Source organism: Mesomycoplasma bovoculi M165/69, from assembly GCF_000524555.1.
GTDB classification, from domain to species: domain Bacteria; phylum Bacillota_I; class Bacilli_A; order Mycoplasmatales; family Metamycoplasmataceae; genus Mesomycoplasma; species Mesomycoplasma bovoculi.
Genome location: NZ_CP007154.1, coordinates 682,474 through 709,342, shown reverse-complemented (window position 1 = coordinate 709,342; position 26,869 = coordinate 682,474). Strand labels below are relative to the sequence as shown.

At 26.3% G+C, this 26,869-nt stretch carries 18 protein-coding genes; 14 read left to right on the top strand and 4 right to left on the bottom strand.

Going from position 1 to position 26,869, the window contains the following annotated elements:
• Positions 1 to 237 precede the first annotated feature (237 nt).
• From dcm (MYB_RS02855) to MYB_RS02805, 11 genes are all read left to right on the top strand, one after another.
• A complete protein-coding gene (gene dcm, locus MYB_RS02855) occupies positions 238 to 1,449 on the top strand; it encodes a DNA (cytosine-5-)-methyltransferase (RefSeq protein WP_022935404.1) in 1,212 nt (403 codons plus the stop codon).
• Entirely contained in the window at positions 1,442 to 4,438 is a 2,997-nt protein-coding gene (locus MYB_RS02850) for a DUF262 domain-containing protein (protein ID WP_022935403.1), read from the top strand. Before dcm (MYB_RS02855) ends, MYB_RS02850 begins: the two co-directional genes overlap by 8 nt.
• Before the next feature lie 190 nt (positions 4,439 to 4,628).
• The gene (gene rpsL / locus MYB_RS02845; RefSeq protein ID WP_022935402.1) at positions 4,629 to 5,048 is read left to right on the top strand and encodes a 30S ribosomal protein S12; all 420 of its coding nucleotides are present in this window, start codon (positions 4,629 to 4,631) and stop codon (positions 5,046 to 5,048) included.
• A 10-nt stretch (positions 5,049 to 5,058) separates the two neighbouring features.
• Positions 5,059 to 5,529 (top strand): 30S ribosomal protein S7, encoded by a 471-nt coding sequence (gene rpsG / locus MYB_RS02840; protein WP_022935401.1) that lies wholly within the window; start codon positions 5,059 to 5,061, stop codon positions 5,527 to 5,529.
• A gap of 9 nt (positions 5,530 to 5,538) precedes the next feature.
• On the top strand, positions 5,539 to 7,629 hold the full coding sequence (gene fusA, locus MYB_RS02835; protein WP_022935400.1) for an elongation factor G: 2,091 nt from the start codon (positions 5,539 to 5,541) through the stop codon (positions 7,627 to 7,629).
• Between the two features lie 124 nt (positions 7,630 to 7,753).
• On the top strand, positions 7,754 to 9,412 hold the full coding sequence (locus MYB_RS02830) for a YobI family P-loop NTPase (protein WP_144084179.1): 1,659 nt from the start codon (positions 7,754 to 7,756) through the stop codon (positions 9,410 to 9,412).
• On the top strand, positions 9,393 to 10,553 hold the full coding sequence (locus MYB_RS02825) for a hypothetical protein (protein ID WP_022935398.1): 1,161 nt from the start codon (positions 9,393 to 9,395) through the stop codon (positions 10,551 to 10,553). Before MYB_RS02830 ends, MYB_RS02825 begins: the two co-directional genes overlap by 20 nt.
• 82 nt (positions 10,554 to 10,635) lie before the next feature.
• Positions 10,636 to 10,905, top strand: coding sequence for a hypothetical protein (locus MYB_RS02820; protein ID WP_022935397.1), 270 nt, complete (start codon positions 10,636 to 10,638; stop codon positions 10,903 to 10,905).
• Positions 10,906 to 11,773: 868 nt separating this feature from the next.
• Entirely contained in the window at positions 11,774 to 13,264 is a 1,491-nt protein-coding gene (locus tag MYB_RS03125) for an SIR2 family protein (protein WP_022935395.1), read from the top strand.
• Positions 13,265 to 13,268: 4 nt separating this feature from the next.
• Positions 13,269 to 13,685, top strand: a complete 417-nt coding sequence (locus MYB_RS02810; protein ID WP_025279653.1) for a hypothetical protein — start codon at positions 13,269 to 13,271, stop codon at positions 13,683 to 13,685.
• A gap of 59 nt (positions 13,686 to 13,744) precedes the next feature.
• Positions 13,745 to 15,388, top strand: coding sequence for an ATP-binding protein (locus MYB_RS02805; RefSeq protein WP_022935087.1), 1,644 nt, complete (start codon positions 13,745 to 13,747; stop codon positions 15,386 to 15,388).
• Between the two features lie 127 nt (positions 15,389 to 15,515).
• Here the strand turns inward: MYB_RS02805 and nrdE are convergent, their stop codons facing one another.
• The 4 genes from nrdE to MYB_RS02785 all read right to left on the bottom strand — a co-directional run bounded on the left by nrdE (position 15,516) and on the right by MYB_RS02785 (position 20,571).
• Positions 15,516 to 17,678, bottom strand: coding sequence for a class 1b ribonucleoside-diphosphate reductase subunit alpha (nrdE, locus tag MYB_RS02800; protein ID WP_022935088.1), 2,163 nt, complete (start codon positions 17,676 to 17,678; stop codon positions 15,516 to 15,518).
• On the bottom strand, positions 17,671 to 18,135 hold the full coding sequence (gene nrdI / locus MYB_RS02795; protein ID WP_022935089.1) for a class Ib ribonucleoside-diphosphate reductase assembly flavoprotein NrdI: 465 nt from the start codon (positions 18,133 to 18,135) through the stop codon (positions 17,671 to 17,673). The genes nrdE and nrdI overlap by 8 nt, the downstream gene beginning before the upstream one ends.
• Positions 18,136 to 18,137: 2 nt before the next feature.
• Positions 18,138 to 19,172: a class 1b ribonucleoside-diphosphate reductase subunit beta gene (gene nrdF / locus MYB_RS02790; RefSeq protein WP_022935090.1), complete on the bottom strand. Its 1,035-nt coding sequence runs from the start codon at positions 19,170 to 19,172 to the stop codon at positions 18,138 to 18,140.
• Positions 19,173 to 19,287: 115 nt separating this feature from the next.
• Positions 19,288 to 20,571, bottom strand: a complete 1,284-nt coding sequence (locus MYB_RS02785; RefSeq protein WP_022935091.1) for an HNH endonuclease signature motif containing protein — start codon at positions 20,569 to 20,571, stop codon at positions 19,288 to 19,290.
• Positions 20,572 to 20,645: 74 nt separating this feature from the next.
• Here MYB_RS02785 and dcm (MYB_RS03180) point away from each other — a divergent pair, with 74 nt between their 5' ends.
• The 3 genes from dcm (MYB_RS03180) to MYB_RS02765 all read left to right on the top strand — a co-directional run bounded on the left by dcm (MYB_RS03180) (position 20,646) and on the right by MYB_RS02765 (position 26,850).
• Positions 20,646 to 22,421: a DNA cytosine methyltransferase gene (gene dcm / locus MYB_RS03180; protein WP_022935092.1), complete on the top strand. Its 1,776-nt coding sequence runs from the start codon at positions 20,646 to 20,648 to the stop codon at positions 22,419 to 22,421.
• 497 nt (positions 22,422 to 22,918) lie between these two features.
• Positions 22,919 to 24,691, top strand: a complete 1,773-nt coding sequence (locus MYB_RS02770; RefSeq protein WP_022935093.1) for a P68 family surface lipoprotein — start codon at positions 22,919 to 22,921, stop codon at positions 24,689 to 24,691.
• A 23-nt stretch (positions 24,692 to 24,714) separates the two neighbouring features.
• Positions 24,715 to 26,850: a P68 family surface lipoprotein gene (locus MYB_RS02765; RefSeq protein ID WP_022935094.1), complete on the top strand. Its 2,136-nt coding sequence runs from the start codon at positions 24,715 to 24,717 to the stop codon at positions 26,848 to 26,850.
• Positions 26,851 to 26,869 lie beyond the last annotated feature (19 nt).

The following is a 26,869-nucleotide window of genomic DNA, read 5'->3' as shown; positions in this document are numbered from 1 at the left end:
AAGTTGTAAGTGTGCTAATAATTAAATTATAAAATAGAAGTATTAATTAAAAGTCAGCAAAATATATAAATCAATATTTTTAGTTTAGTACAATGGAATTATTTTGAAATTTAGATAAAAAAATGGTAAAATTTATAGAAATTTTATGTCTAGTTCTATAATAAATAAATCTATAAGATATATATATATATATATATATATATATAAAATTAAAAATAAATAAAACCGGAGCTTCTTATGGCTAAGATTAAAGTCTTAGAAGCTTTTTCTGGTATTGGGGCACAAGCTAAGGCAATAACAAACCTTCAAAAAGAAGGTATTTTGTCTTTTAAAATTATTGGAACTATTGATTGAGATGTTAGAGCAATTATTTCATATGCTGCAATTCATAATAATTTATGAAAAAAATATAAAGGAACTTTAAAAAGTAATAAATTAGATTCTGAAGAACAAATAGATAAATTTTTAAATAATTTCAATTTATCACTAAATGGAAAAACAAAATCTTTTATTTTAAGAAAAGATTATTTCTTTAAACAAATTTTAGCTGCAGCAATACTGCTGTCAAAAAATCTTGGTGATATCACAAGTGTTGATGTTCAAAAAATTAATAAATTAAAACCAGACTTAATAACATATTCCTTTCCTTGTCAAGGGCTTTCAATTGCTAATATGGGTCGAGCAAAAGGAATAATGAATGAAGAATCTACCAGTTCATTAGTTTGAAATATCTATAAAATTCTAGAAAGTTTAAAACATAAGCCAAAATATTTATTAATGGAAAATGTTAAAAATTTATTGTCAAATAAATTTATTGATCAATACAAATTATGATTAAAAAACTTGGAAAATATGGGTTACCAAACATATACCACAACAATTAATGCATTAAATTGTGGTTCGATTCAAAAACGTGAACGGGTCTTTGCTATTTCTATTTATAAGCCAGATAGATATTTTCTTAATGATGACTTAGATTTTTCTGAGCATATTAGTGAATTGTGCAATCTAGAAAAGTTGGATTTTGTAAAAAGAAAAGAAAAATTTAATGAAATTTTTAATTTTAGATTGAATAACGAAGAAAATACAAATGCACTTATAAACAACACACCCTCGCGAATTAGATTGGTCAATGAAAGCAAAATTATTAATAACAGCAAAGATTTTATCATTAATACTGTAACTACTAAGCAAGATAGAATTCCATGTTGTGGAGTTGTAGAACATGATAATGATAAAGAAAATAAACTAAAGCATAGATTTTTAACTCCAAGAGAAGCATTTATGTTAATGGGTTTTGAAAGCACTGATTTTGATAAATTATTGCCATTTATTGAAAAAAATATTTTGACAAAAGAGGTGCTATATAGGCAAGCTGGAAATTCAATAGTTGTGCAAGTTATCGAAAAAATTTTTAAATTAATTAACAATAAGGAAAAAAATGAATAAAACAATTAAAGAATGAAAAGAAATACTTGAAAAATTAAATATGATACCTTGAGAAATAGGAACCAATACTTTTACATATTTAGAAAATTCTTTATTTAAATGATTTCATTTAATAGATTGAAATTCAAATTGGAACATATATTTAAAAAAGAAAATGTGATTCAATGAATATAAAATTTTATTTGAGAAAGATGAAAATATTATATTCTATGAAGCAAATAAGGAATATTATTCTTTTTCAACAGCAAGGCAATGTCTAGATACTCTTTTAGCTTTTGAAATCATTGAAAAAATAGATGAATCTAAATTTCAAATTCACAATACATTCAGAGAATTTGTGGTAAATAATAAAAATAATGATGCAGAAAAAATATTTATTTTCTTTTTAAAAAGAAAATTAAATTATTTTTTAAATAAATATATTTTAGATCCATTAGAAAACTACAAATATAATCATTCATTCAATCAAAATGATAATTATAAAAATCAATCAACTAAATTTTGATGAAATGTTCTCTTAGCATATGATAAAATTGCTGAACATTCAAAATTAACTAGTAATAACATTTTTTCATCTAGTAAATATTTTTATGGTTTAGGTGAAATAATTTTTGAAAATAAATTGGATTTAAAAGAATTTTATAGTCATTTTTTTGAAAAAACTACTAGAGAATTTCAAAAAAATAACATAATACTTGAAGAAAAAAATTTAGAAAATATTAAAGATTGAACAGCTTTAGATATTTCTAGCATTTTTAGCACTATTGCAAAAGAAGATAATCCTAAATGCAATTGTGATAACACATTAATTAAACAAATAAATCACACATCACTTGATCATAAAACAAAAGAAGCTAGTAAGGCTGATAAGTTTAAATCATTTGCTATTACAATTCCAGAATTATTTGAACTTAGTTCTCGACTAGAATTGCCAATATTTCAAAGAACGTACTCTTGAGATGAAAATATAATTGTCCACTTGTTTGAAAGTATTTATAATGATTTTAATATTGGGCCAAATGAATTTACATTTTTAAACACAATTATAATAAGTAACTCTGGAGAAAACATACTTATATTAGATGGACAACAAAGAACAGTGTCTAACACCTTGCTTGCCATAGCATTTGCAAGATGGGCAAAATATATTGATGATAAACAAACACTTCAAAAAATTGCAGATAAAATTTTTACAAAAAATAATAATATAAAAAAAACAATATATACATGGTTAAACACTGATCCACATTATCAAAATTTAAATTTTATTTTTTCAGGAAATTTCAGTCTTGGGAAAAAGAAAAGTAATTTTTATAAAAATTATTATGAAATTTGTGAAATTATTGAAAAAAAATTTACAAACAAAAATGATAAATTTTCTAAGTTTATTGATTACTTTTTGGAAAAAGTTCATTTTGTTGTTGCTTATGTAGGGAATGTTAGTGATAACTCAACAAAAATAACTAGAATTTTTCAAAACTTAAATCAATACAGCAAACCATTAGGAATTTTAGATTTATTTAGAAATAAAATCTATGAACATTACAAAAATAAAAATAAAAATGCAGACAATTATGTTCGCATTTATGAAGAAACAATTAATTTATTTTTTAGAAAAGACTACAAAACAGATAGCGAAGAAGAAGTAAAAAATATTAATGTTTTTGTTGATACAGTTTTAATTAAAAATGAACAATTTAAAATTCTAAAAGAAGTTGATGAAGAATATAATAGTTTAAGTTCTAAATGTTTTCAAAAACTTTGTAAAATTTTTGATAATTATGAAGACGAAAACAAAAATCCTTTATTAGAACTTTTCAAGGATCTCATTGATTTCCAATATTGTTGAGAAGGAAATATTAGCAAATTTAAAATAAGTCATTTAGACAATGAGGACAAAGATAATAAAGAAAAATTTAATTTCTTCTACAATAAGCTAAGTGATTTATTAAGCAAAAATCCAGAAGCTAGTGAATTTATCCAACAAATAACAACTTATTCTAGCAAAATAGCAAGTTATGATTTTGTCGGTTCTCAAATAATGCATATTTCAAAAAAAACTAAAAGAACTGTGTTTATTCCTTTAATCTCATTATTCAAAAAAAGATCTAAAATAAATTTTTTAGATAATAAGGATGATAGAGATTTAGATTGGAAAGTTTCAAATTTTAGTGAACAATTATTTCCAATTGAAAAATTTTCAATTTTATGAACATTGTATACTAAAGGTCAATCCTTGACAGAATCTATTAATAAAATTTGTGAAAATCTTTCAGAAGGCAACATTACTGAAGAGGGTGTATTTAAAAAATTAAAACAAACCATTTCCTTAGATTTAAATAAAACTGATCAAGAATGGTCAAAAGAGATTTATTCTACATTATCAACTCAATTTAATTCAGATTTTAACCCAGAGGAAGAAAATATAAAATCATCCAAATCAAGAAATAATGATTTATGACTAATTTGAATAAGATTAATCTATGGTATGAATGATGTTGAGTCGCCACAATATTTTAGTAAAAATGCAAGTAGGTTAGATAAGTTAAACTCAACATACGAGCATTGTATTCCAGTGAAATTGAATAAAGAAATAAAAAAACAGTATTCTTCAAATGAATTAAAAGAACTTGAACAATTGGTTTACAATATTGGAAATGGTGGGCTAATTTCAGGAAAAGAAAATAGTAAACAAGGTAATAGTTTTAATAAAGAATATTCAAATTTTAGCGAAACAACAGTTTATGGTGGTGGAATGAGTAGAAAACTGAAAATTAGTATAGAAGATCCACAATATAATTTAAAAGGCAAAATTTTGGAGATTCTTCCTAATCCAAACAAATTACTATCTTTAAAAAATAACACCATTCAAATTGACAATGAAAAATATTCAAATAATTTTGAAAGCATAAAAAAATATATTAAAAAAAGAGGTGCACAAGTTTTATCAGGTTATGTATCCATTTTCTTTGGTTCAGATAACAAATAAATAACTCAATTTAAAATAAACTTATTATCAGTATTTGTTAAATTCAAAAATAAAATGTAATTTTTTAACAAATACATATTAAAACCAACAACATTTTAAAGATAAAAGAAAAAAATAAACTTTTTTCGAACTTACCGATGTTGTTGTTATATAATATTAAGATATTTTAATTTTTACACTTAAGGACAAAATGCCAACAATATCTCAATTAGCAAAAGGTGCCAGAGTTAAGAAAGTAGCAAAATCTAAAGTTCCTGCTCTTAACTTGGTTTATAACACCTTAGACAAAAAAGAATTTAAGCTTACTGCTCCATTTAAAAGAGGAGTGTGTACAAGGGTTGGAACTATGACCCCTAAAAAACCTAACTCAGCGCTTCGTAAATATGCCAGAGTTAAATTATCAAATGGAATGGAAGTTAATGCCTACATTCCAGGTGAAGGTCACAACTTACAAGAACACTCTGTAGTTTTAATTCGTGGTGGTAAAGTTAAAGACTTACCTGGTATCCGTTACCACATTGTTCGTGGAACTCAAGATACCCAGGGAGTAAACAAAAGAGCGCAAGGGCGTTCAAAATATGGGTCCAAAAAACCTAAACAAGCAAAATAAAGGATAAACTATGTCACGAAAAAAACAAGCTCCTATTCGTCAGGTTTTAGCTGATCCTGTTTTTAAATCTAAATTAATTACAAAAGCTATAAATGCTGTTATGCTTGATGGTAAGAAAAATACAGCACAAAACATTTTGTATTCATCTTTTAAAATAGTTGAACAAAAAACAGGGAGAAATGCTTTAGAAGTTTTTGAAGAAGCTGTTAAAAACATTACTCCTTTAACTGAAGTTCGTTCACGTCGTGTTGGTGGAACCAACTACCAAGTTCCTATGGAAGTTAAAGCACGTCGTCAACAAACTTTATCACTTCGTTGATTAATTCAATTTGCTCGTAAACGTAATGAAAAAACAATGGATGTGCGTTTAGCAAATGAAATTATTGATGCTCTTAATAAAACTGGTGGAGCATTTAAAAAACGTGAGGATACACACAAAATGGCAGAAGCCAACCGTGCTTTTGCTCACTTTAAGTGATAGTAGGTTATTATGGCAAGACAATTTGATTTAAAAGATTACCGTAATATTGGGATTATGGCTCACATCGATGCCGGTAAAACCACTACAACTGAACGTATTTTATTCCACACTGGTAAAATTCACAAAATTGGTGAAACTCACGATGGTGTTAGCCAAATGGATTGAATGGAACAAGAAAAAGAACGTGGAATTACTATTACTTCAGCAGCTACAACAGCTTTTTGAAAAAATAAAAGAATCAACATCATTGATACTCCAGGCCATGTTGACTTTACTGTTGAGGTTGAGCGTTCCCTTCGTGTTTTAGATGGTGCTGTTGCAGTTTTAGATGCTCAATCAGGAGTTGAGCCTCAAACTGAAACAGTTTGACGTCAAGCAACTACTTATCACGTACCTCGTGTTGTTTATGTCAACAAAATGGATAAAGCAGGGGCAAATTTTGAAGCTTCAATTGAATCAGTTCGTACAAAATTAAATGGAAATGCTTGAGCTATTCAACTTAATATTGGTGCTGAAGCTGATTTCCAAGGTATTATCGACCTTGTGGAAATGAAAGCTTACAAATACGATGGTGAAAAAGAAGAAAAAGAATATGAAATTGAAATTCCAGCAGATCTTTTAGACAAAGCAAAACAAATGCGTCATCAACTTGTTGAAGCAGTTGCTGATTTTGATGAAGAATTAATGAATGACTTGCTTGAAGAAAAAGAAGTTACTATTGAACGTTTAAAAGCAATTATTCGTAAAGCAACTATTACAGGTAAATTTTTCCCTGTAGTTTGTGGTTCATCATTTAAAAACAAAGGTGTGAAAAAAATGATTGATGCCGTTGTTGATTATTTACCTTCACCACTAGATGTACCTCCTGTTAAAGCTTTCCGTGATGATGAAGAAATCAGCATTGCACCAAGTGATGATGAAGAATTTTCAGCACTTGCCTTCAAAATTATGAACGACCCATTTGTTGGTTCATTAACATTCTTCCGTGTTTACTCAGGAGTTTTAAACAAAGGTGTTTATATCCTTAACTCAACTAAAGGTAAAAAGGAAAGAGTTGGACGTATTTTAGCAATGCATGCCAACTCACGTGAAGAAATTGATGAAGTACGTACTGGAGATATTGGTGCTTTTGTTGGTCTTAAAGATACCACAACTGGTGATTCATTAATTTCTGAAAAATCTAAAGCATTTATTTTAGAAAAAATGACTTTCCCAGAACCAGTTATTTCACAAGCACTGGAACCAGAAAGTAAGGCCGAAGTTGAAAAACTAGCAACTGGATTACAAAAACTAGCCAATGAAGATCCTACTTTCAAAACTTGAACAGATAATGAAACTGGTCAAACAATTATTGCTGGTATGGGTGAATTACACCTTGACATTATTGTTGATCGTCTTCGTCGTGAATTTAATGTTAAAGCCAATGTTGGTAAACCACAAGTTAGTTATCGTGAAACAATTACCAAAACAGCTGAAGTTGAAGGAAAACACATTAAACAATCTGGTGGACGTGGTCAATATGGGCATGTTTGAATTAAATTTGAACCAAATCCAGATGGTGAATTTGAATTTGTTGACAAAATTGTTGGTGGTAAAATTCCTAAAGAATATATCAAGTCTATTCAAAAAGGACTTGAAGAAAAAATGGCAGCTGGTATTTTAGCTGGTTACCCAATGATTGACATTAAAGCAACTTTATTTGATGGATCATTCCATGAAGTCGATTCATCAGAGATGGCCTTCAAAATTGCAGCTTCTAAAGCTTTATCTAAGTCAAAAGCTGCAGTTGGTGCAGTTTTATTAGAACCAATTATGGATGTTGCAGTTTTTGTTCCAGCTGAATACTCCGGAGATGTTATGGGTGACTTAACTCGTCGTCGTGGAATTGTTAGAGAACAAGAAACACGTAGCGATGGAGCAAATACTATTAGAGCTGATGTTCCACTAGCAGAAATGTTTGGATATTCAACTCAATTACGTTCTATGACATCAGGTCGTGGAACCTATCAAATGCAATTTTCTAATTATAAAGAAGTTCCTACACATATTCAAGAAACCATTGTAAAACAAAGAGCAATCAAATCAGACGACGAAGATTAGTAGTTAAAAGTTTTAAAATTTATATAAAAAAAGTACAAAATAATTTTGTACTTTTTTTATATAAAAATAAAATAATATGATTATTAGTCACATTTTATTTATATACAAACTTATTTTATGGGATGTGATAAAATTTCAAACAATTATGTTAAGTTGGATTAAAAATAGAAAAAAGAATAGTGATCAAAATCAAAATACCGAGGAAGATAAAAACATTGATCAAGGTGAAAAAAATCAAATAAATGATGAAGAATCTAAATTGTTTTTTCTTACAGAAAAAAAATTAGATTATTCTAAAAAAACAAGTGATGAGTGTACAGATTGTAAAAAAAAGAAAAATAATGAATTAGAAGAAACAAAAATTTGCATTTGTGATTGTTGTAATGTGAATCGTATTCAGAATTATAGTGACTATTTCAATTTTGCTATTGAGTCTAATGAAGTTAAAAATTTAGCTATTTTAGGTGAGTATGGTGTTGGTAAAAGCTCTATATTTAAAAGTTTTTTATACAATTTTGATAAACAAAAATATAAAAACAGTTTTATAGAAATAGAAGTTGGTCAATACCATAAAAACAACATTAACAAAGATGATAAAGATTTTAATGAAACAAAATATGTTCAAAAACAAATTTTAATTCAGATAGCCACACAAGTTAAATCTAAAAAAATAAAATCTTCTAACTATAATTTGTCTTTGTTTAATTTAAAATGATGGCAAATTTTTTTGTTTGCTATTCTTGTTTTAGTCACAATTATATTTTCAACTTTTTTTTCTATTAGTTTAACTGATTATATTAAGAATGCTAATAAAATTACACAAGCACTTGTAAAAACCAACGAAGCACAATTGGAACATAGTTGAACTCAAGGTTGAAGTTTAACTACAATTATTATTTTTGGTATTATTTCAATATTTTTAATAGGAATCATTTTTGTTTTAATTCGAAGATATTTAAATAAAATTAAATTTACATTTTCATTTTTTTCTCAAAAAATTGAAATGGAATTTTATAAGCAAGGTATTTTTCAAGAAACAGATATACGAATTAGTGAAATTTTAGATATTTTTAAAACATTGTGGAAAAAGGAAGGTAAATTCATATATGTTTTTGAAGATATTGACCGTTTTGGCAATACTTTTATTTTGCAGAAATTAAAAGAACTAAATAAAAATATAAATAATTTTTTAAAAAATAACAAACCATGAATAGATGAATTAGAAGATGGGTGTCCAAGAATAAAAAAAATTTTAAAACAATTTGAGAAATGAATAAAATATTTTCAAATATGCACTAGAAAATCCAATTATGATTATCCTAATAAAATAATATTTGTATATTTAGTAACTCCCGAATTATTTAACTTAGATGAAAAAGTTAAATTTTTTGACTTAGCAATACCCATTGTTCCTATAACTTCTAAAGGTAAGGCAAGCGAATTTTGATTTCAAAATTTTGAAAATGTGATTTCAAAATTATTAAAATTATCAAAAGAAGAAGTTAATAATAAATATAAGAAAAATGTTGATTGACATAAATATTTTCTTGCTATTTCGGAAACAGTATACGATATTAGGTCTATATTAAATATTTTAAATGAATTTACAATTTATTTTAAACTTTTCTATTCAAATGTTGAAAGTAAAAATATGGAAATTCTAATATTTAGATTGCTATCATTTATTATATTTAAAAATGTATTTTATAATGAATATATATCTATTTGAAATTTAAAGTTAAAAGATTTAAGAAGAATACAAAATGACAATAATGAAAGATAAATGAAAAACTAGTTATTTTGATTTAATATGAAAAGAAATTAGTTTTATTAATTCAAAGTACAATATTTTAGAAAAAATTAATAAGGATAAATTAGAAAATGGATTTGAAAAATGAAACGAGTTACAAACTTTCAATGACAATAACAATAAAAAATGAAACGTAGATATATATTATTTTCTAAATTTTATATTATGTTTTTCATACAAAACAACTCATAAATCATACTATTTAGGAATATTAAATTTTACATTTAAAAATTTACCTAACAATTTATATGAATTTTCAGGATCTTTTTTTACCAAACTCACTAGTTATGCGGAAGAATGTAAAAAATATCCTTTTCCTTTTTCAAAATTACAAATGGAAAATAATAAAAAAAATTTAACTACAAAGAAATCAAAGAATTTTGAATCGGACTTCAGTGAAAAAAATATTGAAAATAAAAATAATGAAAACTTTGATTATGTAAAAATTGTAGAGTTTATGTTAAAAGTGAATAAAACAACAACAAATAGGGATATAATAAGTCCTGATATTATTTTTAACTTTTCAAGCATAGATTCAAGCGTAGATTTTAGTGTAGATTATTTTTCTACTCAATTTCAATATTTGAAACATGAATTTTCAATAAAAAGACTTGAATATCAAGTATTATATAAAGAAATAATTGAAGCACATTTTGAACAAAAAATAAATTGAGAAAATAAAGTAAGTAAGGAAATTGACCTTTCAGTTATTTTTTTAAAATTAATGGATATTGACTTTGAACTAGGTTTTATTAGTAATAATCTTTCTATAGACACAAAATCTTTGACTTTATGATTTATTAAGTTATTAACTTACATTCAAGATAAAAAAAATGAAAAAATTATTCAAAATATTTTTTGAATTTTACCCCCTATTGCGCAATGAATGCTTTTGTTATGTGTGGATATTATTTATAATGAATTAAGTGATATTGAAATTAGAGAAAAAATAAATATTACTTTTACATTTAATAAAGATAATGATGAACGAAAATGTTTGCTTGTAAGTAAGAGATACTATGTATCTAAATTATTGCATACAGTTCAAGACCATTTTAAAGAAGGCGAGAAGATTGTGCGTATAAGTAAGTGAGCTAAACATCCTATAAAGTAGTGTTTAAATAAAAATAAATGAGAATTTGAGTTTTTAATAGGGTTTGTACTAAAATTTAAGAATTACATAAATAATTTAGAAGATGCAGAACAAATTAATACCCACAAATAAAAAAATAATTAGTAAACAAAAAAATAATTTACTTTATGAAGAAATTATTAATAGTGATTTAAAAAATATACTCATTTCTAAAGAAGAACAAGAAAATTTAATAAATTTTTTTAAAAAAAGAAGACAAATTGGAGAAAATTATTTACAAATTGATTTACTCCATGTACTTAATAATGAAGAAACTTTTGATGAAAAATGCATAGAGGGCAACATTAGAAGTTGTTTAGTACCAAATTTATAAAGATACTTTGATTAAATATAGCACAAATAATAATGATCATTATATTTTTATTTTAGCTTCGTTTTTAAATTAAATTTTTAAAAATAAAGAAATAAAAAGTAAGTTAGTAAAATGCATAATCTCAAAAACTTTATGATTAGCAGAACCAAATCATTATTTAAAATTAAAAAATATTTTCTTCCTTTTGAACTCAGAAGTGCAAGTTTATATCATAGAAATTATTACAAAAGAAAAAGGAAATGAATTATTTGTTAATGATTGACTTTTAACTTTTAGTAAAAAAGAACTTCAAGTGTTTGGAATTTTACTAAAGCATTATCGCTATAAAAAAAGATAGATTAAAACTTTGAAAAAGTAACTCTGAAAAAGAAAAACATTTTCAAAGAATTCAATACTATGATTTAAATCCATTTAGAATTTTAATATTTCCTGATAAAAAAACGAAAAAATTTGCATTTAATGAATGATTTCAGTGACTTAATTGTAGAAAAAAAGCAAAAACAAGTTAAACAAAACTTATTAAAAAAATCTCTTGAGAAAATCAAGATATTTTTTTAATTTCTAAAATATTTTAAAATATAAATTCTATTTCCTGAATTATCATCATTATAATTATTAACACTTAAAATATAGCAACAAATAAAAGATAATATAACAATTTGAATAAAGAGTTTATACATTAATTTGACAGCAAATATTTAATATTAATTAATCTAGTATTGCAAAGAAACCAAAAATAAAAAGATAAACTTTTTAAATTTTTTAATTAAAGTATAAATATAATTAAATAATTTATAATAATAAAAAATATTAAATGTTATTTAATATTTCCACATAACCAACAAATAATTATAACTAAGGAAATTTCATGAGTGATCAATGCAAATGTTTGTTTAAAGAAGCTTTTTTTAATTTTGAGTCATATATTCGCGGTAAAAATATTAACTTTCTAATAGGAGCAGGAGCGAGTGCAGGAGTTTACAATACATTAAAAATAAATGACTATTTTAGTTTTGAAGACTTGATTACCTTATCAGGTTGGGATGAACTTACAAAACAAGTTTTATATCTCTTTTTTTATGAAAAAGTAATCAAACCTATGTTTGAAATAGAAACAGAAATCAATAAGGCAACTCAAGATGAAGAATCTGATTTTGCAAAAGTTTTTCAAAATTATAAAGACTTCATAGAAAAGCTATACATTTTCCTTCAAAACGAAAGCAATGATAGACCAAGAAAAATAAATATTTTTACTACAAATTATGATTTATTTTTTGAACATGCATATGATAAGGTGTCTTCTAATTTCCCATTAAGTATCTTTAATGATGGGTCAAAGGGAATTTTTAATAAAGTAGTGGATGTTAATTATTTTAATTTTAACACATGACAATCAGGTATTACTGATAAATATGAATACTCAGTACCCACTATTAATTTATTAAAATTACATGGATCTATTTCTTGGGTGGTTGATGAAAACAAAGAAATTAAAAGTGTTTTTAATTTAGATAAAAACAAGCCACTGGTTGATATTAAAAAAGACAATCTTTCAAACAAGATTGAAGAAATTTCTAACTTGTCTGAAAAACCTAAAACAAATATTTTGCTAAATACTCAAATCAACTTTTCAGATAGTAATGAAAATATTATTAAGAATATAAATGACTTGATTGATGATCTTAGTGGAGAAGAACAGGTTAAAGATGTTATTACAAATTATATTGAAAATAATACATCTTTAGATAAATGTTTAAAACAAATTAAAACACACAGAGATAAAACTGAAAGTAACAATTGTGAAAAATACATAGTAAAATTTTTAAAATATATTAAAGCAAAAGTATTTGAATTTCTAGTAAAACAAGAACAACTAAAAATAAATGGTGAAATAAAGAAAGAAATAGATAAGAATGAAGAAGTAAAACAAAAATTAAAAAAATTTGATGAAAATTATAAAAATATTAGTATAGTAAATCCAGACAAGGGTAAATTTTCAAGTACTTTATTTCAACAAAATTACTTTGAATTTTTAAGATTTTTTAATTATGAATTAGAAAAACCGCAAACAATATTGATAGTTTTTGGTTTTTCATTTCAAGATGAACACATAAGAAATATTGTTAAAAGAGCTTTGTATAACAAAGAACTATTAGTACTTGCAATAGCATATGGGCAAAGTGATTATGAAAATATGGAAGAACATTTTAGTCATATAGATAATTTTAAATATTTATTATGTAGTAGTAAAAATTGTAATTATCGGGGCAAGTATGATAATATAGAAAAAGGTAATTTTGATTTTTTAGTTAATAATTTATTTAGGTTTATAGACATAAAAAAAAGTAGTGAAAGGTAAATATATGAATGATTATTTTTCAATTGGAAATATTATTGAAGTAAAAAGTTCTTCTGTAACTATTTTGGTCAAGGATTTCACTCACCTAGAAACAATTCATTATGGTGGCACAATTTACAAAGGTATATCTGTAGGTACTTTTGTAGGTGTTATAAGAGGTTCTAGCAAAATTGTTGTTCAAATTACAAGTGAATCAATAGACAATATAGAAGAGGACTATGATGATTCAACTTTATTAAAAAATAAAGTTCAAAGAAAATTAGTTGCAGAAATTATAGGAGTTATAAGAAATAATAGAGAATATGAAACTGGCATTAAAACTTTTCCATTAATGTTTGATGATGTAGTATTGCTAAATGAAGATGAATTAAAAATTGTTTTTTATTTACCACAAAAAAAAAAAAAAATCAAAATGTTTTAGATAAAAAAAATCAAAATGTTTTAGATAAAAAAAATCAAAATGTTTTAGATATTGGTAAAATGTTATTATATGATGAATTGAGAGTAGAAATTCCCATTAAGGGTTTTTTAGATACTCATATAGGGGTTTTTGGAAACACTGGTAGTGGGAAATCTAATACAGTAGCTAAGTTGTACAAGACTTTATTTGATAAAATTAATAAAAAATCTAAATTAAAAAATATTAATAGTGCTTTTGTTTTTGTTGATTTTCATAATGAGTATAAGGAGTATTTTTCAAATTATCAATATGAAAAAATAAATATAAAAACAATATCTCCAAGTGAAGATTTTAAAATTAGTGCATCATCATTCTGAAATTATGAAACTTTGATAAGTGGTTTTTCAGATTTTTCCCAAGAAGAAAAAAAAATAATAAAAAAAATAATGAATATAAAAAGAAAATTTGACCTCAATATTTATTACTGAATGCTTCAAGATATAAATAAACATAATCTTGAATCAGATCCTATGCAATTAAATAAGATTATAGCAATATATAATAATAATAATAATAATGATTTAAAAGTGTCATTGTATATTGATTCATTATTGAAAATAGAACAATTTAAACATATCTATGATAATCGTACTAAAAAAAGTAAACTTATTAAAAATGAGAAATATTCAGAAGTAACAAAAGATTTGACTAGTTTAAAATCAGGACTAACAGTTAACCAGTATATAGATAAGGTAAATATAGATTGTCAAAGACAATTTTTATTTAAAGAGACACGTAGACTCTTTCAAAAAGTTAAAATGCATGAAAAAACAAAATTAAGTCATTGACGTTTATATAAATGAGATATTAAGAATATTTGATATGAATTCTATAGCATAAACATCAATAAGGAGAAGGATAACCCCAATAAATTTAAACCTATTACGGGGCTTGAGGAGTGGTTATATATTAACAATAATGAGACTTCCGTATTGGAAAAACTAAAAGTTTGTTTAGCAATTTTAGATTTCCTTGTTGATGAAGATAAAGATATGATGAAAGAGGGCACACTTTCTAAGATAAAATATAGGTTATTTGATTTAATGCCCGAAAAAATGAGTTACATTCCTGATCAAATAAAAATAGATAATGCTCAAATTATAATATTGTCACTTAAAGATGAAGATGTAGGATTACAAAAAATATGACCAATAGTAGTTGCTAATGAATTATTTAATTCACAAAAAGCACTATATTCTAGTGGTGTTGATAGCAGCATTCATTTTATAATAGATGAAGCACATAATCTAATATCTAGCAAATTATCAGAAGAAACTAAAGATGAAAATATAAATAGATTAAGTTTGTTTGAAAAATTTATTAGAGAAGGTAGAAAATTCAATTTTTTTCTCACAATTTCTACACAAGAACCTTGAGGATTAGATTCTGGAATAACTTCACAATTAGGTAATTTTTTTATTCATAGATTTGTCAATGGAAATGATTTAGAAGGAATTAATAAATACATAGCGAATTCAAATGATATACTTTATAATAAAATACCAATACTCAATCCTGGTCAATGCATCTTGTGAGGTTCAAAATTCAAAACACCTTTAATGATTCAAGTAGATAAATTGGGAGAAGAGAATGAAAATAAAGATAAAGATAAATTGAAAAAAGAGACTAAAAATAAATCATTAGAAGACATATTAGGTTTATAAAAATAACTTACTAATTAAACACAATAACCGCTTTTTTTATAGTTTTAATATTTGAAATGTTATATCTTAGAAAATAAAAAAACATCTTTTTTTAAGATGTTTTTTTATTTTTAAAACAAAGTAGTATTTAAATCACACAAGCTTGACAATCATTTAGATTTTCACTATCTTCAAGGACATCTTGGCGAATCCTTACATAGTAAATAGAACCACATCCTTTTTTAAAGGCGTGAATATAAGCTTTATTTAAATCACGAGTTGTTGCTTTGTCTGTTAAAAAGAAAGTCATTGAAATAAGTTGATCAACGTGCTTTTGAGCTTCGGCCACTATATTAATAATTGGAATTGGTCCAAGCTCATATGCACCATCTTTATAAAAGTCCATAGTTTCAAAGTTAATGTTATAAGCTGGCACATAAACACGACCAATTTTTCCTTCTTTACGAACTTCAACTGGTGAAACCACAGGTTGAAGTGAAGGAGTACAAGAACTTAAATAAGAGATTGATCCAGTAGGTGCAACAGCTAATAAGTGTGAGTTTGCAAGTCCATGAATTTTAATTTGTTCAACTAACTCAATTCATTGTTGTTGAGTTGGGATTGCAACATTATGTTTTGCAAAAACATCAGCAATTTTTTGAGTTTTTGGTTTATACTCATCAATTGAAACTTTGATATATTTGTCAAAATAACTACCATCAGCAAACTTTGTGTTCTCAAAGTTTGCAAATTTTCCTAATTTTTGTGCTAACTTCATTGATGAGTTAAAAGAGTGATAAGCCAATGTGTAGAAAAATAAGTTAGTAAAATCTAATGCTTCAGGCGAGTCATAGAAAATTTGATTTTGAGCAAAAAATCCATGAAGATTCATGGCTCCAAGTCCAATAGCATGATTTTGTTTGTTGCCATTTTGAATTGAAGGTGCGACACTCAAATCAGAAGAACGACTAACACTATCTAAAGCTACAATTGAATAGTAAACTAAATCTCCAAAATTTTGTCCTGCTTGCATAGCTTTGTCAATGTTGAGTGAACCTAAATTACAACAAATATCCTGACCAATTTTGTTAAAATTGAGGTCGTCAAAATAGGTGCTTGGAGTTGAAGGTTGTGCGATTTCACTACATAAATTTGACATTACAATTTTGTCAGGATGAGCATTTCTTTTATTAACAGTATCTTCAAATAAAATAAATGGATAACCACTTTCAAAGTGTAACTCAGCTATAGTTGAAAAGAGTTTACGCGCATTAATGAATGTTTTTTTAATATTTGGATTGTTTAACAAATTATAGTATTCATCTGTGATTGAAATATCAGAAAAAGCTTTTTTGTACTCACGTTCAACATCATAAACACTAAATAGTGCCATATCTTTGTTATCTTTAGCAAGTTCAAAAGTAATATCAGGAATTATAACTCCAAGTGACAAAGATTTAATTCTAATTTTTTCATCAGCATTCTCACGTTTGGTGTCTAAAAAACTCAGAATATCAGGGTGGTGGACACTTAAATAAACAGCTCCAGCACCTTGGCGTTGTCCAAGTTGGTTGGCATATGAAAATGAATCTTCAAGAATTTTCATAACTGGAATAACTCCAGTTGCTTGGCCTTCAATTTTTTTAATTGGAGCACCTTGCTCACGAAGGTTAGAAAGGAGTAAACTAACTCCACCACCACGTTTAGAAAGTTGTAAGGAAGTTGAAATTGCACGAGCAATTGATTCCATGTTATCTTCAATTCTTAAAAGATAACATGAAACATACTCACCACGACTGACTTTACCAGCATTTAAAAATGTTGGAGTAGCTGGTTGAAAACGACCTAGCATAATTTGCTCTAAAATTTTACTTGCATCTTCAAAGTTACCCTTGGCCAAAAACAATGCATTTGCTAATGCCCGATCTTCAAAGTGTTCTAGAAATTGTGAACCATCATTGGATTTAAGCCCATAACTAGTATAAAATTTGTAAGCACCCATAAAAGATGGAAAAAAGTGCTTATAACCATAGGCTTGTTTTTGTAACTTTTCTAATTGCTCTTTACTGTATTGATTATAAATTTGTGGATCATAATATTGGTTTTCAATAAGTCAATCAATACGCTCACTATAACTATTAAAATTTTTAAAATGAGGTTGAATTTGATTTTGAATGTAATTTTGAGCAGCTTCTAAATCATATTTATAAGCATCTGGATATCAATTATAAAGTTTTGATTTAGCATTCAGGCTAATATATTCTTCTGATAAAGAACCAGTAATATTTGGTTTTAGTTTGCTGTTACTCACAGTCGCTCCTTCAAAATTGAGTTAAAATTTTTTGCACATTTGCAACATCATCTTTGGTGCCTAAAAGTTCAAATTGGTATAGCAATGGCACAGATAATTTGCTAGATAAAACAGTACCAGCTAAAGCAAAAGTGTCACCAAAGTTTGTGTTTCCAGATGCTATAACTCCCCTACAAAAATCGCGGTTATGTTTGTTGTTTAAAAATTTAATAACTTGTTTTGGCACAGCTCCAGCTGAAAATTCACCACCACCACTATAGGTTGGACAAATTAAAACATATTCACGATCAATAGTGATTGATTCTTCTAAATCTATTGGAATTCGTTTATTTTCAAAACCTGTTTTTAAAATAAAACGATGTGTATTGTTGGAAATAGAAGAAAAATAAACTATAAAAATTTCACCACAAGGTCTTTTAATATCTTCAGGTTTTACAATTTTAATATTTTCATGCATATTTAAAAGTCTCAATCCTCATCTTCAGTTTCTTCAGCAGTACCCATAACATATGATGAACCATTACCAGAAAAAAAGTCATGATTTTCATCAGCACGTGCAGAAAGTTGGGTAAAAATCTCAGGTTCAATTCGAGTTTCTTCTTCAGTAAAAGGTGATTCATAACCTAAATTTTGCAAGAATTTTCCAGCATTGTAGACACTAAAACGAATTGCAGGTTCAGCTAAATCAACTTCACTATAAAGTTCGTATAAGTATTCTTTTTCTAAATCAATTAATTTGTATAGCAAGTCAAAGACAAACTTCTTCATTTCTTCTTGTTTTTCAGGACTCAATTTTTCAACTTTACGTTGGTATTTGTATCCTGAGTAATAGTTATGAATAACTTTGTCTCTTAAAATTAATCTAATGATGTCAGAGGTGTTTGGTAATTTAGATCTTGCTGACAAGTAGAAAGGAAGATAAAATCCACCATAGAGCAAAAACCCTGGCATTAAAGCAGCGGCTACCTTGGATTTTAAAGGATCTTTATCAATATAGAAAGGAATTAATGCTCTAGCTCTTGCTTGTAATTTTTCATTATTAATTACTCATTCGTGAGCCTCTTCAATTTCTTCACTAGTGTTTAAAGTTGAAAAAATTGTTCCATATGAACGAGCATGTACACCCACCATAAAAGCAAAATTGGTATAAATAATTTGCTCATGGTCAGTGAGTGAGTGAGCAATTTGAGCTGTATCACCAACTGTGGCTTGAATTGTGTCAAGTAAAGTTAAACCAGTAAAAGTTCTAGTAATTAATCTTTTTCAAGTAGGACTAAGTGTTCTTCAAGTCTCTAAATCGTTTGAAACTGGAATTTTTTCAGGCACTCAAAAATTTTGAATAACTCTAGTTCACACTTCAAGATCTTTTGGATCATTTATAACATTCCAGTTTGTTGCTCTCATTTTTCCCTTTAAACCATTGAGAGCATAAGCCAATGGTGAAATAGATTCATTGTAATATGCATTTTTTTGTTTTATTTTATGGTTTTCCATATTGTTTCCTTTCAACTTATTTTACCTAAATTGACAAAATTAGGTTTTTATTTTTTATTTTTTTATAGGAAAAAAAATTGTAAATTAAAACTTGTTTAAATTATAAAAAAAATTATTAAACTAATTTAGACAAAACAAAATCTACTATATTTCCTTTTGTTTCATTAATTTGATTTTCAAAAGTTTCTTGAATAAATTTTGTGGTTTCATCACTAGATTTTAAAATAGATTCAATAATTTCTTTTTGTAAATTTTCATCAGCTCTATTTTTCGTCATTGCTTTGTGACAAACTGGACATAATTTAACTAAATTTTCAATTGTATCATTTTTATGATCTTGAGAAAAAGGAATAGTGTGATGAATTTCTAAATAAGGCACATTTGAATTTTTTCTATAAAATGTTCTGACTGACAAATCAAATTTATCTTTGCAACCAAAACAAAAATCAGGCAATTTAATTTTAGCAAATTCAACTAATTGTTGATTTCTTTGTATTTTTTCTTCTTTGTTATTAGTTGAATTTGATGCTATATTAAAACCTAATTGTTTATCATATTCATTAACTTTAAAATTTAATATTTTCCTATATTCATTAACTTTTTTTTTATCAATTTCTACAATTCCATTTTCGTCTGTAAAACAATTTGTATAAAGTAATAATCTATGGATATAATCCTTTTTATTATTTGCATTTTTGTTCAAATGTTTGTTCTTTAATTCTTTGTTCATATAATGAGCTTTAGCTATATTTAATTTCATAAGATCTGACTTATATTTTTGTCAAAATAAATCTAATTGAACTCTAACTTGTGGATATCTTTTCTTTTCACCACTTGTATACTGGTTTTGCAGGTTTCTGAAGTTCAAATTCAAATTCAAATCTTTAATTCAATTTGATGCTAATAGCAAATTAGTAAATTTTGTCATATAATTTTTGTCAATATTTTTTACAAGTACATCCACAGAAAAATAATTCGGTTTGACATCTGGAGATCCTCTAAATGCAAACAAACCCAAAACAAAAGATTTCTCAAATAAATCAATATCAAAATTTTTATCATTAAATTTTATTACTAATATTTTTTTATAAATTTCTTCAAAAAATTCTTTCTTAGTTAGTTGTTTATCATTTTCAATTAATAATTTATGTGTAAAATTTTTAAAAGAAAATTTTAAATCTAAATAATTTTCAAAATTTTCATTATTTATTAATGCAACATCTTCTTGTTCATAATATTCTTTTATTTTTTCTATTTTTTTGTAATTAATTGAAAATTCAAAAAAAGATTTATCTTTTGAAATATTAGATAAGTTAAAAAACATAAAAAATAAAAGTTTTATATTTGTAAAATTTGTATCACTAATAATATCAGAAAATTTTTTATTTTTTCAAGTCATAATTTAATTAATTATAACAAATTAAAAATGTATTATAATTTGAGGAAGTAAAAATTTATTCCTCAAATTCTGATATGAAATTTAAAATACTAGACTTATTTTGTGGTGCTGGTGGATTTTCTCTAGGTTTAGAACAAAATAGTGAATTTAAAACTGTTCTTGCCACTGATTGAGACAAAAATGCATTAGAAACTTTTAAACATAACTTCCCCCATTCTAAAGTAATTTTGGGAAACATTACAGATTCTAAAATTAAAAAAGAATTAGTTTTAGAATCTAAAAAATTAGGTGTAAATATGATTATTGGGGGTCCGCCTTGTCAAGGTTTTTCAAATAAAGGTAAAAAATTAGGTTTAAAAGATGAAAGAAATTTTTTGTTTTTAGAATACTTGAACATTGTTGAGCAAATTCAACCTGAACTTTTTATTATTGAAAATGTAAAAACATTATTGACAGCTTCGGATGGATTTTTTATTGAGTCTATTAAGACAAAAATTAATGAACTAGGTTATGTTTTAAATTATCAAATTTTAAATGCTCATAATTTTGGTGTTCCGCAATTACGAGAAAGAGCTTTTATAATTGCCCACAAAAATAAACACATTAATTTTCCTAACAAAATAACTAGTAAAACTACAGTTTTTGATGCAATTTCTGATTTATCATATTTAGAATCCGGCCAAGGAAATTATAAAAGCAACTATTTACTAAATGTTAAGAGTGAATATCAAAAAATAATGAGACAAAATGCATTATTTTTATTAAATCATCAAGCCACTAAACATAATAAAACAGCACTTCAAAAATTAGAACTTATAAAACCTGAAAAAGGAAAAGAATGTTTGCCAGAATTTTTGATTGGCAAACAAAAATTTAAAACTACTTGGGGTCGTCTCAAATGAAACCAACCTAGTCCAACCATTGATACTAGATTTGATACACCATCCAATGGAACTAATTCACATCCATATCTTCATCGAGCAATTACACCTAGAGAAGCTGCAAGAATACAATCTTTTTTTGACACTTTTGAATTTTTAGGTCCAAAAACTAGTGTTTGTAGGCAAATTGGTAATGCTGTTCCACCTTTAGTTGCTAAAGCAATAGGAAAAGCCATAGTTTCACAATTATCTCAATCTAATGTTGAAGAAAAACAGAATGCTATTTTATACAATAGTGATGCTTTAAATATTGTGCAAGAGTTAATAAATCAAGGTGTAAAAGTTGATCATATAATCACAGATCCACCTTATAATATTTCGCAAAAAAACAGTTTTGTAACACTTACCAATGCAAAACGCAAAGGAATTGATTTTGGAGACTGGGATCATAATTTTGATTTGTTATCTTGAATTAAACCTTTTGCAAAATTAATTAATAAAAATGGTAGTTTTATCATTTTTTGTTCATACAAATATATGAGTTTTTTAATTCAAGAACTTGAAAAAAATGACTTTATAGTTAAAGATGTTATTAAATGAATAAAAACTAATCCAATGCCTCGAAATGTTCAAAGGCGTTATGTCCAAGATACTGAATTTGCCATTTGGGCAGTCAAAAAAAATTCCAAATGAATTTTTAACAAACCTGTAAATGTGGCTTATTTAAGAGCTAGTGTGGAAACTTCAGTTGTATCTGGCAAAGAAAAAACTGTTCATAGCACTCAAAAATCATTAAAACTAATGAAATTTATTATTGAAGTGCATACAAATGAAAATGATTTAATTTTAGATCCTTTTATGGGTAGTGGTTCTACTGGCCTTGCTTGCAAGTTACTTGGAAGAAAATTTATTGGAATTGAAAAAAATAAAGAATACTATAAAATTGCAAAAAAGAGAATTTTCGATTAGTAATATGTTAATTTTCTCAACTTTTATTTTGTCAAAATTATTTAAATTAGTTTTAAATAAAAAAATATTTATTTTGAATTATTTTTGCTATAATAATGGCATTAATTTAAGTTTTTTAAAAATATGCATACGTTTAACATAAGAAAAATGTTTGTTCATTACTCTAGAAGGAAAAATTTTCTTATGTTTTTTATTGCAATAAAACTAAATTTTTGCAAGGTTTGGTTATAAATCAAATGAAAACTTTTGATATTAGTAAAACTAAACAAACTAGCATTAATTTTTCATTGCCTTGCTTTTTGGCCCGTCAAGCCCTAATAATTTTTCATTTTAATTGAATAAAAAGAAAGTTCTCTGTATCGACTTTTGTTTTTAGTTATTTTTTAGCTTTGCTTTATGACAATTAATTTTTTATATGTACAAATTTTGTACAAAATTAAAAATCATTTGTGCTTAGCTAAAAAAAATTAATCAAATTCAAAAGAGGATTCATAAAAATGTTTAAATTTAAAAATAAATCTTTAAAAGCAGCTTTATTAGCAATGCCATTAGCTTCTGTTGTTGCTCTTGCTTCTTGTGGGCCAATCGCAGATAAAATTGGTAAAGCAGATAAAACTGATAAAACTGAAAGTTCTACAAATTTTGGTTTTAATCAACCAGAAGATGGAAAACTAAAATTTGGTATTCCATGAAAAAATGATGCTCGTTATGATGCAATGCTAGATATAGCTAAAAAGTGAAATAACCTTCCAACAGTAAAAGATCAAGAAAACAAAGACTTTTTACCAATAGAAATTGAAGGCTATACAGGTTACTATGACGGAATGGCTTCACAAATTACAAAAGACATTTCAGCTAGAAATGCACAAAAAGGTCTTAACTTGCTATTTAACTATTCAGGACTTGCGGCAACATTAAATAAGTATGATATGCTTTTAAATCTAGGTAGTAATCCTGATTTAAAAAAGACAATTGAAAATACTTATGTTTCAGACTTTTTAAAAGCTGGAAACTTAATTAGCGGAGTGGATCCTAAAGGTATTTATTTAATTCCAGCTGTTAAATCTGGAAAAACTTTAGGAATTGATATTCCATTACTTGCTTATTTTGTAGATCAAGCAACAAAAGACGGTTCAGCAACTATTAAACCTGAAGATAAAGCTTTTTTTGATGGTCTTAAAAAAACAGACCAAGAGTTCATTGCAAAAACTTGAGGAAGTTATACAAAAATTCCTTTAAATAATGGTGGGCTAGAAGGTTATCAATTTAGTAAATCTAAACTTGAAAACTACAAAGATTTATTTGATTTAGCATCAAGAATTAAAAAATCTTTCCCATCTTCTAACAATGATGATGGTATTTCAAGCAAAGGTCGTTGGTTAGTTGGAGTAAATGATAGTGCTAGTCACTGATTTATTTCAAGTTTCCAAGTAGGAAATAGTGATTTCAAAAATTACATCGTTGATTTTGGCCCAAATGTAAAAAGTTTTGACTATCGGGTAACTAAAAAAGGTACACCAGCTTACGAAAATGGTAAACAAGCTTTTGATTTATTTGAAAATTTACAAAAAGATGATGCTGTTATTTATGAAGGTAATGCACCAAAAAATGATAGTCTTTTTGAGGTTTCAACCATTCAAAAAAAACACTTATTACCTTTCGCACTAATGTCAACAACTAGTTATAACAAAAAATATGAAGAAAAAGAATCTGATGAAAAAATGAATGCAGATGAACTAATGTTGTTGCCAGAACCTACAAAAACTTTTGAAACAGAAACTAAAAAAAGTATTACTTCACAAGGGCCTTCAATTATGGCGATGCATGCTAATGCACAAGAAGACAAAGCAACAGAAAATTTCTTAAAATGATTTATTTCTGAACAAAATACCTTTGAATATAAAGACAAATCAAAGGCAACCCAAACATTTACAGGAACAGCAAATGACTATTTTGCTTTCCGTTCAAATTATTTGAATCCAACCAAAAGTAATTTAACATCTGACTATAAAAGTAATGATAAATTACCACACAATCCAATGTTTGAATTATTATTTAACACATTTAAAACAGTAGTTAATGACAATAATGAATATTCAGTTTACAGTGAACCTGGAGATGCAACTTCTCAAGCATTTAGAAAAGCTGTTCAAACTGCTTTTGGATCAATTGGAAATCAATTAAAATCTAATAATAATGACACTTCTAAAATTAATTTTGATACATTTTTATCAGAATTGAAAAAATCTTCAAATCGTATTATAAAATAATTAAATTTACTTAAAAGGACTTTATGAATCTATCTAAACTTAAAAAATCAAAAATTTTACTACCATTAGGTTCGGCAATCGGACTTGGATCACTTTTAGTTTCTTGTGGAGTTGGTTCAAATAATTCCACTAAAACAATAGGTGACAAATTTGCTTTTGACACAAATGATGACAACAAACTTATTTTTGGTCATAGTTTTTCATCAAGCGGAAATGAAACCAAAGCTTTAACTGAAATTGTTAAACAGTGAAATCAAACAGCTAAAAATTTACCAGGTTTTTTACCAATGGAATTGTTACCTTTTGCAGGTGGATATAATGGTGCAACTCAAAATATTCAAACCTTTTTAAAATCTCAAGATAAAAGCAAAATTCCAAATATTGTTACCAACTACCCATCCTTACTTGCAATTGTTAATAGTAATGAAATGGCTTTACCAATTGTTCATGACTTCAAAAGTGGAACAGCATCAGGTTCAGAAGCTGAAAAGCAACTTTATAACACATTAAAAGAAGATGGAATTGATGCCTTTTTAAACTACAACAGTGAAATTCCTTTGCTTGACTCTAAAGGTATTTATTCACTACCTTTTGCAAAATCTTCACAGATTTTATCTATTGACAAAATGGTTTTAGCTTATATTGTTGATAAAGCTATGAACGATACTACTCCTGCAACCATTGCTTCAGGTGATAAATTATTTACAGAAATTTCACAAATTAAGTCATCAAATAGTAAATACTCAGCTGATTTAGCTGAAGTTGCAAAAATTTGAAAAGAGTATACATCTGTTCCAGAATCACAAGGTGGACTAGCTGGATACCAATTTAATAGTCAAATTTTTGACAACTATGAACAAATGGTTGATTTTGCTGATAGAGTTGTTAAATCATTTCCTAACTCAGTTACTCAAGGAAGTGATTTAACAAGAGCAAAAGCTGTTTTTGGAATTGACAATGCAGCAACTAGTTTTTTTTCAATGGTAGCAGGATATAATAATGGAGACAAATCAAAAGCTATTTCTGTTTTAAAAGGTGACAGGGTTGATTACAAGTCTTATTGAAATGATAAATCATCTCCACGTTATCAAGCCTTTAAAGCGGCTTATGATCTTTTAGATAAGGGAATTAACAACAAATCTCTTTATATAGGAGGTGCTGGTGAATACAACTCATTGTATCTAAAAAACCACCAAGAAGCTTTCTTTATTGGATCATCAGCAGGTTATAAATATAATTTCTTCCCTAAAGGAAAAACACAATTTTTAGTAAAATACACAGATTCCGCTGGTAATCAGAAAACTACCACAAGTTTAGATGCCAAATATGCAGCAATTATTGATAAAAACACTACTTTTAAAAAACTAGAAGAAAAAACAAGTAAAAATGGTACAAAATATACTAGTTATACAATTTCTGGACCTTCAGGCAAAGGTAAAAAAATTGCCGAAGAAACTAAAACACAACTTGAAGAAATGATTAAAACAATTGGAGACAAAAGCTATCTTTTGTTTACAGCAGCTAGTGCTCCAAAGGACATAGATCCTAAAACTATTGAAAAATTAAATGCTCCAGATAGTTTCAAATATCTTCCATTCCTTTTAAAAACATATATTAGTAGTGAACAACAAAACACCAGCAGTAAACTTAATGAAGATGAAATGGAAACACTTGCTGGTCCAGAAAAATTTGATTCAAATAGTCAAAAAAATTCAATTGTTTCACAAGGTGCTGACTTAATTGCAATCCATGCAAATAAAAAAGAAGATGAAGCAGTTCGTGTGTTTTTAAATTGATTATTAAACACTAAAGTGGAATTTGGACAAGGTCAACAATTAACTCCAATTGAGTACTGAGTGCAACAAACTTCATATATTGCTCCTTATAAATCTACCTTTGAAAATAAAGCTTTTGCAAACGATTCCAATGCAGGAAAACGTATTACATGAACAGAATTTAATAAATTCTTATCAACTGATAATGCAAATAATAAATATCAATTAATTTATGATACAGCTGATGCTTCATCTGCTAAATTTAGAGATGGACTTGGAACTACAATGTCTGCTGTTTTAAGTAAAGCACAAAGTGGAGAAAAGGTTGATTTTGATCAATTCTTGGAAGAATTAGGAAAAAACTTGGGTCCAAAATTTAAATAATTTTTAAATAGAAATAATC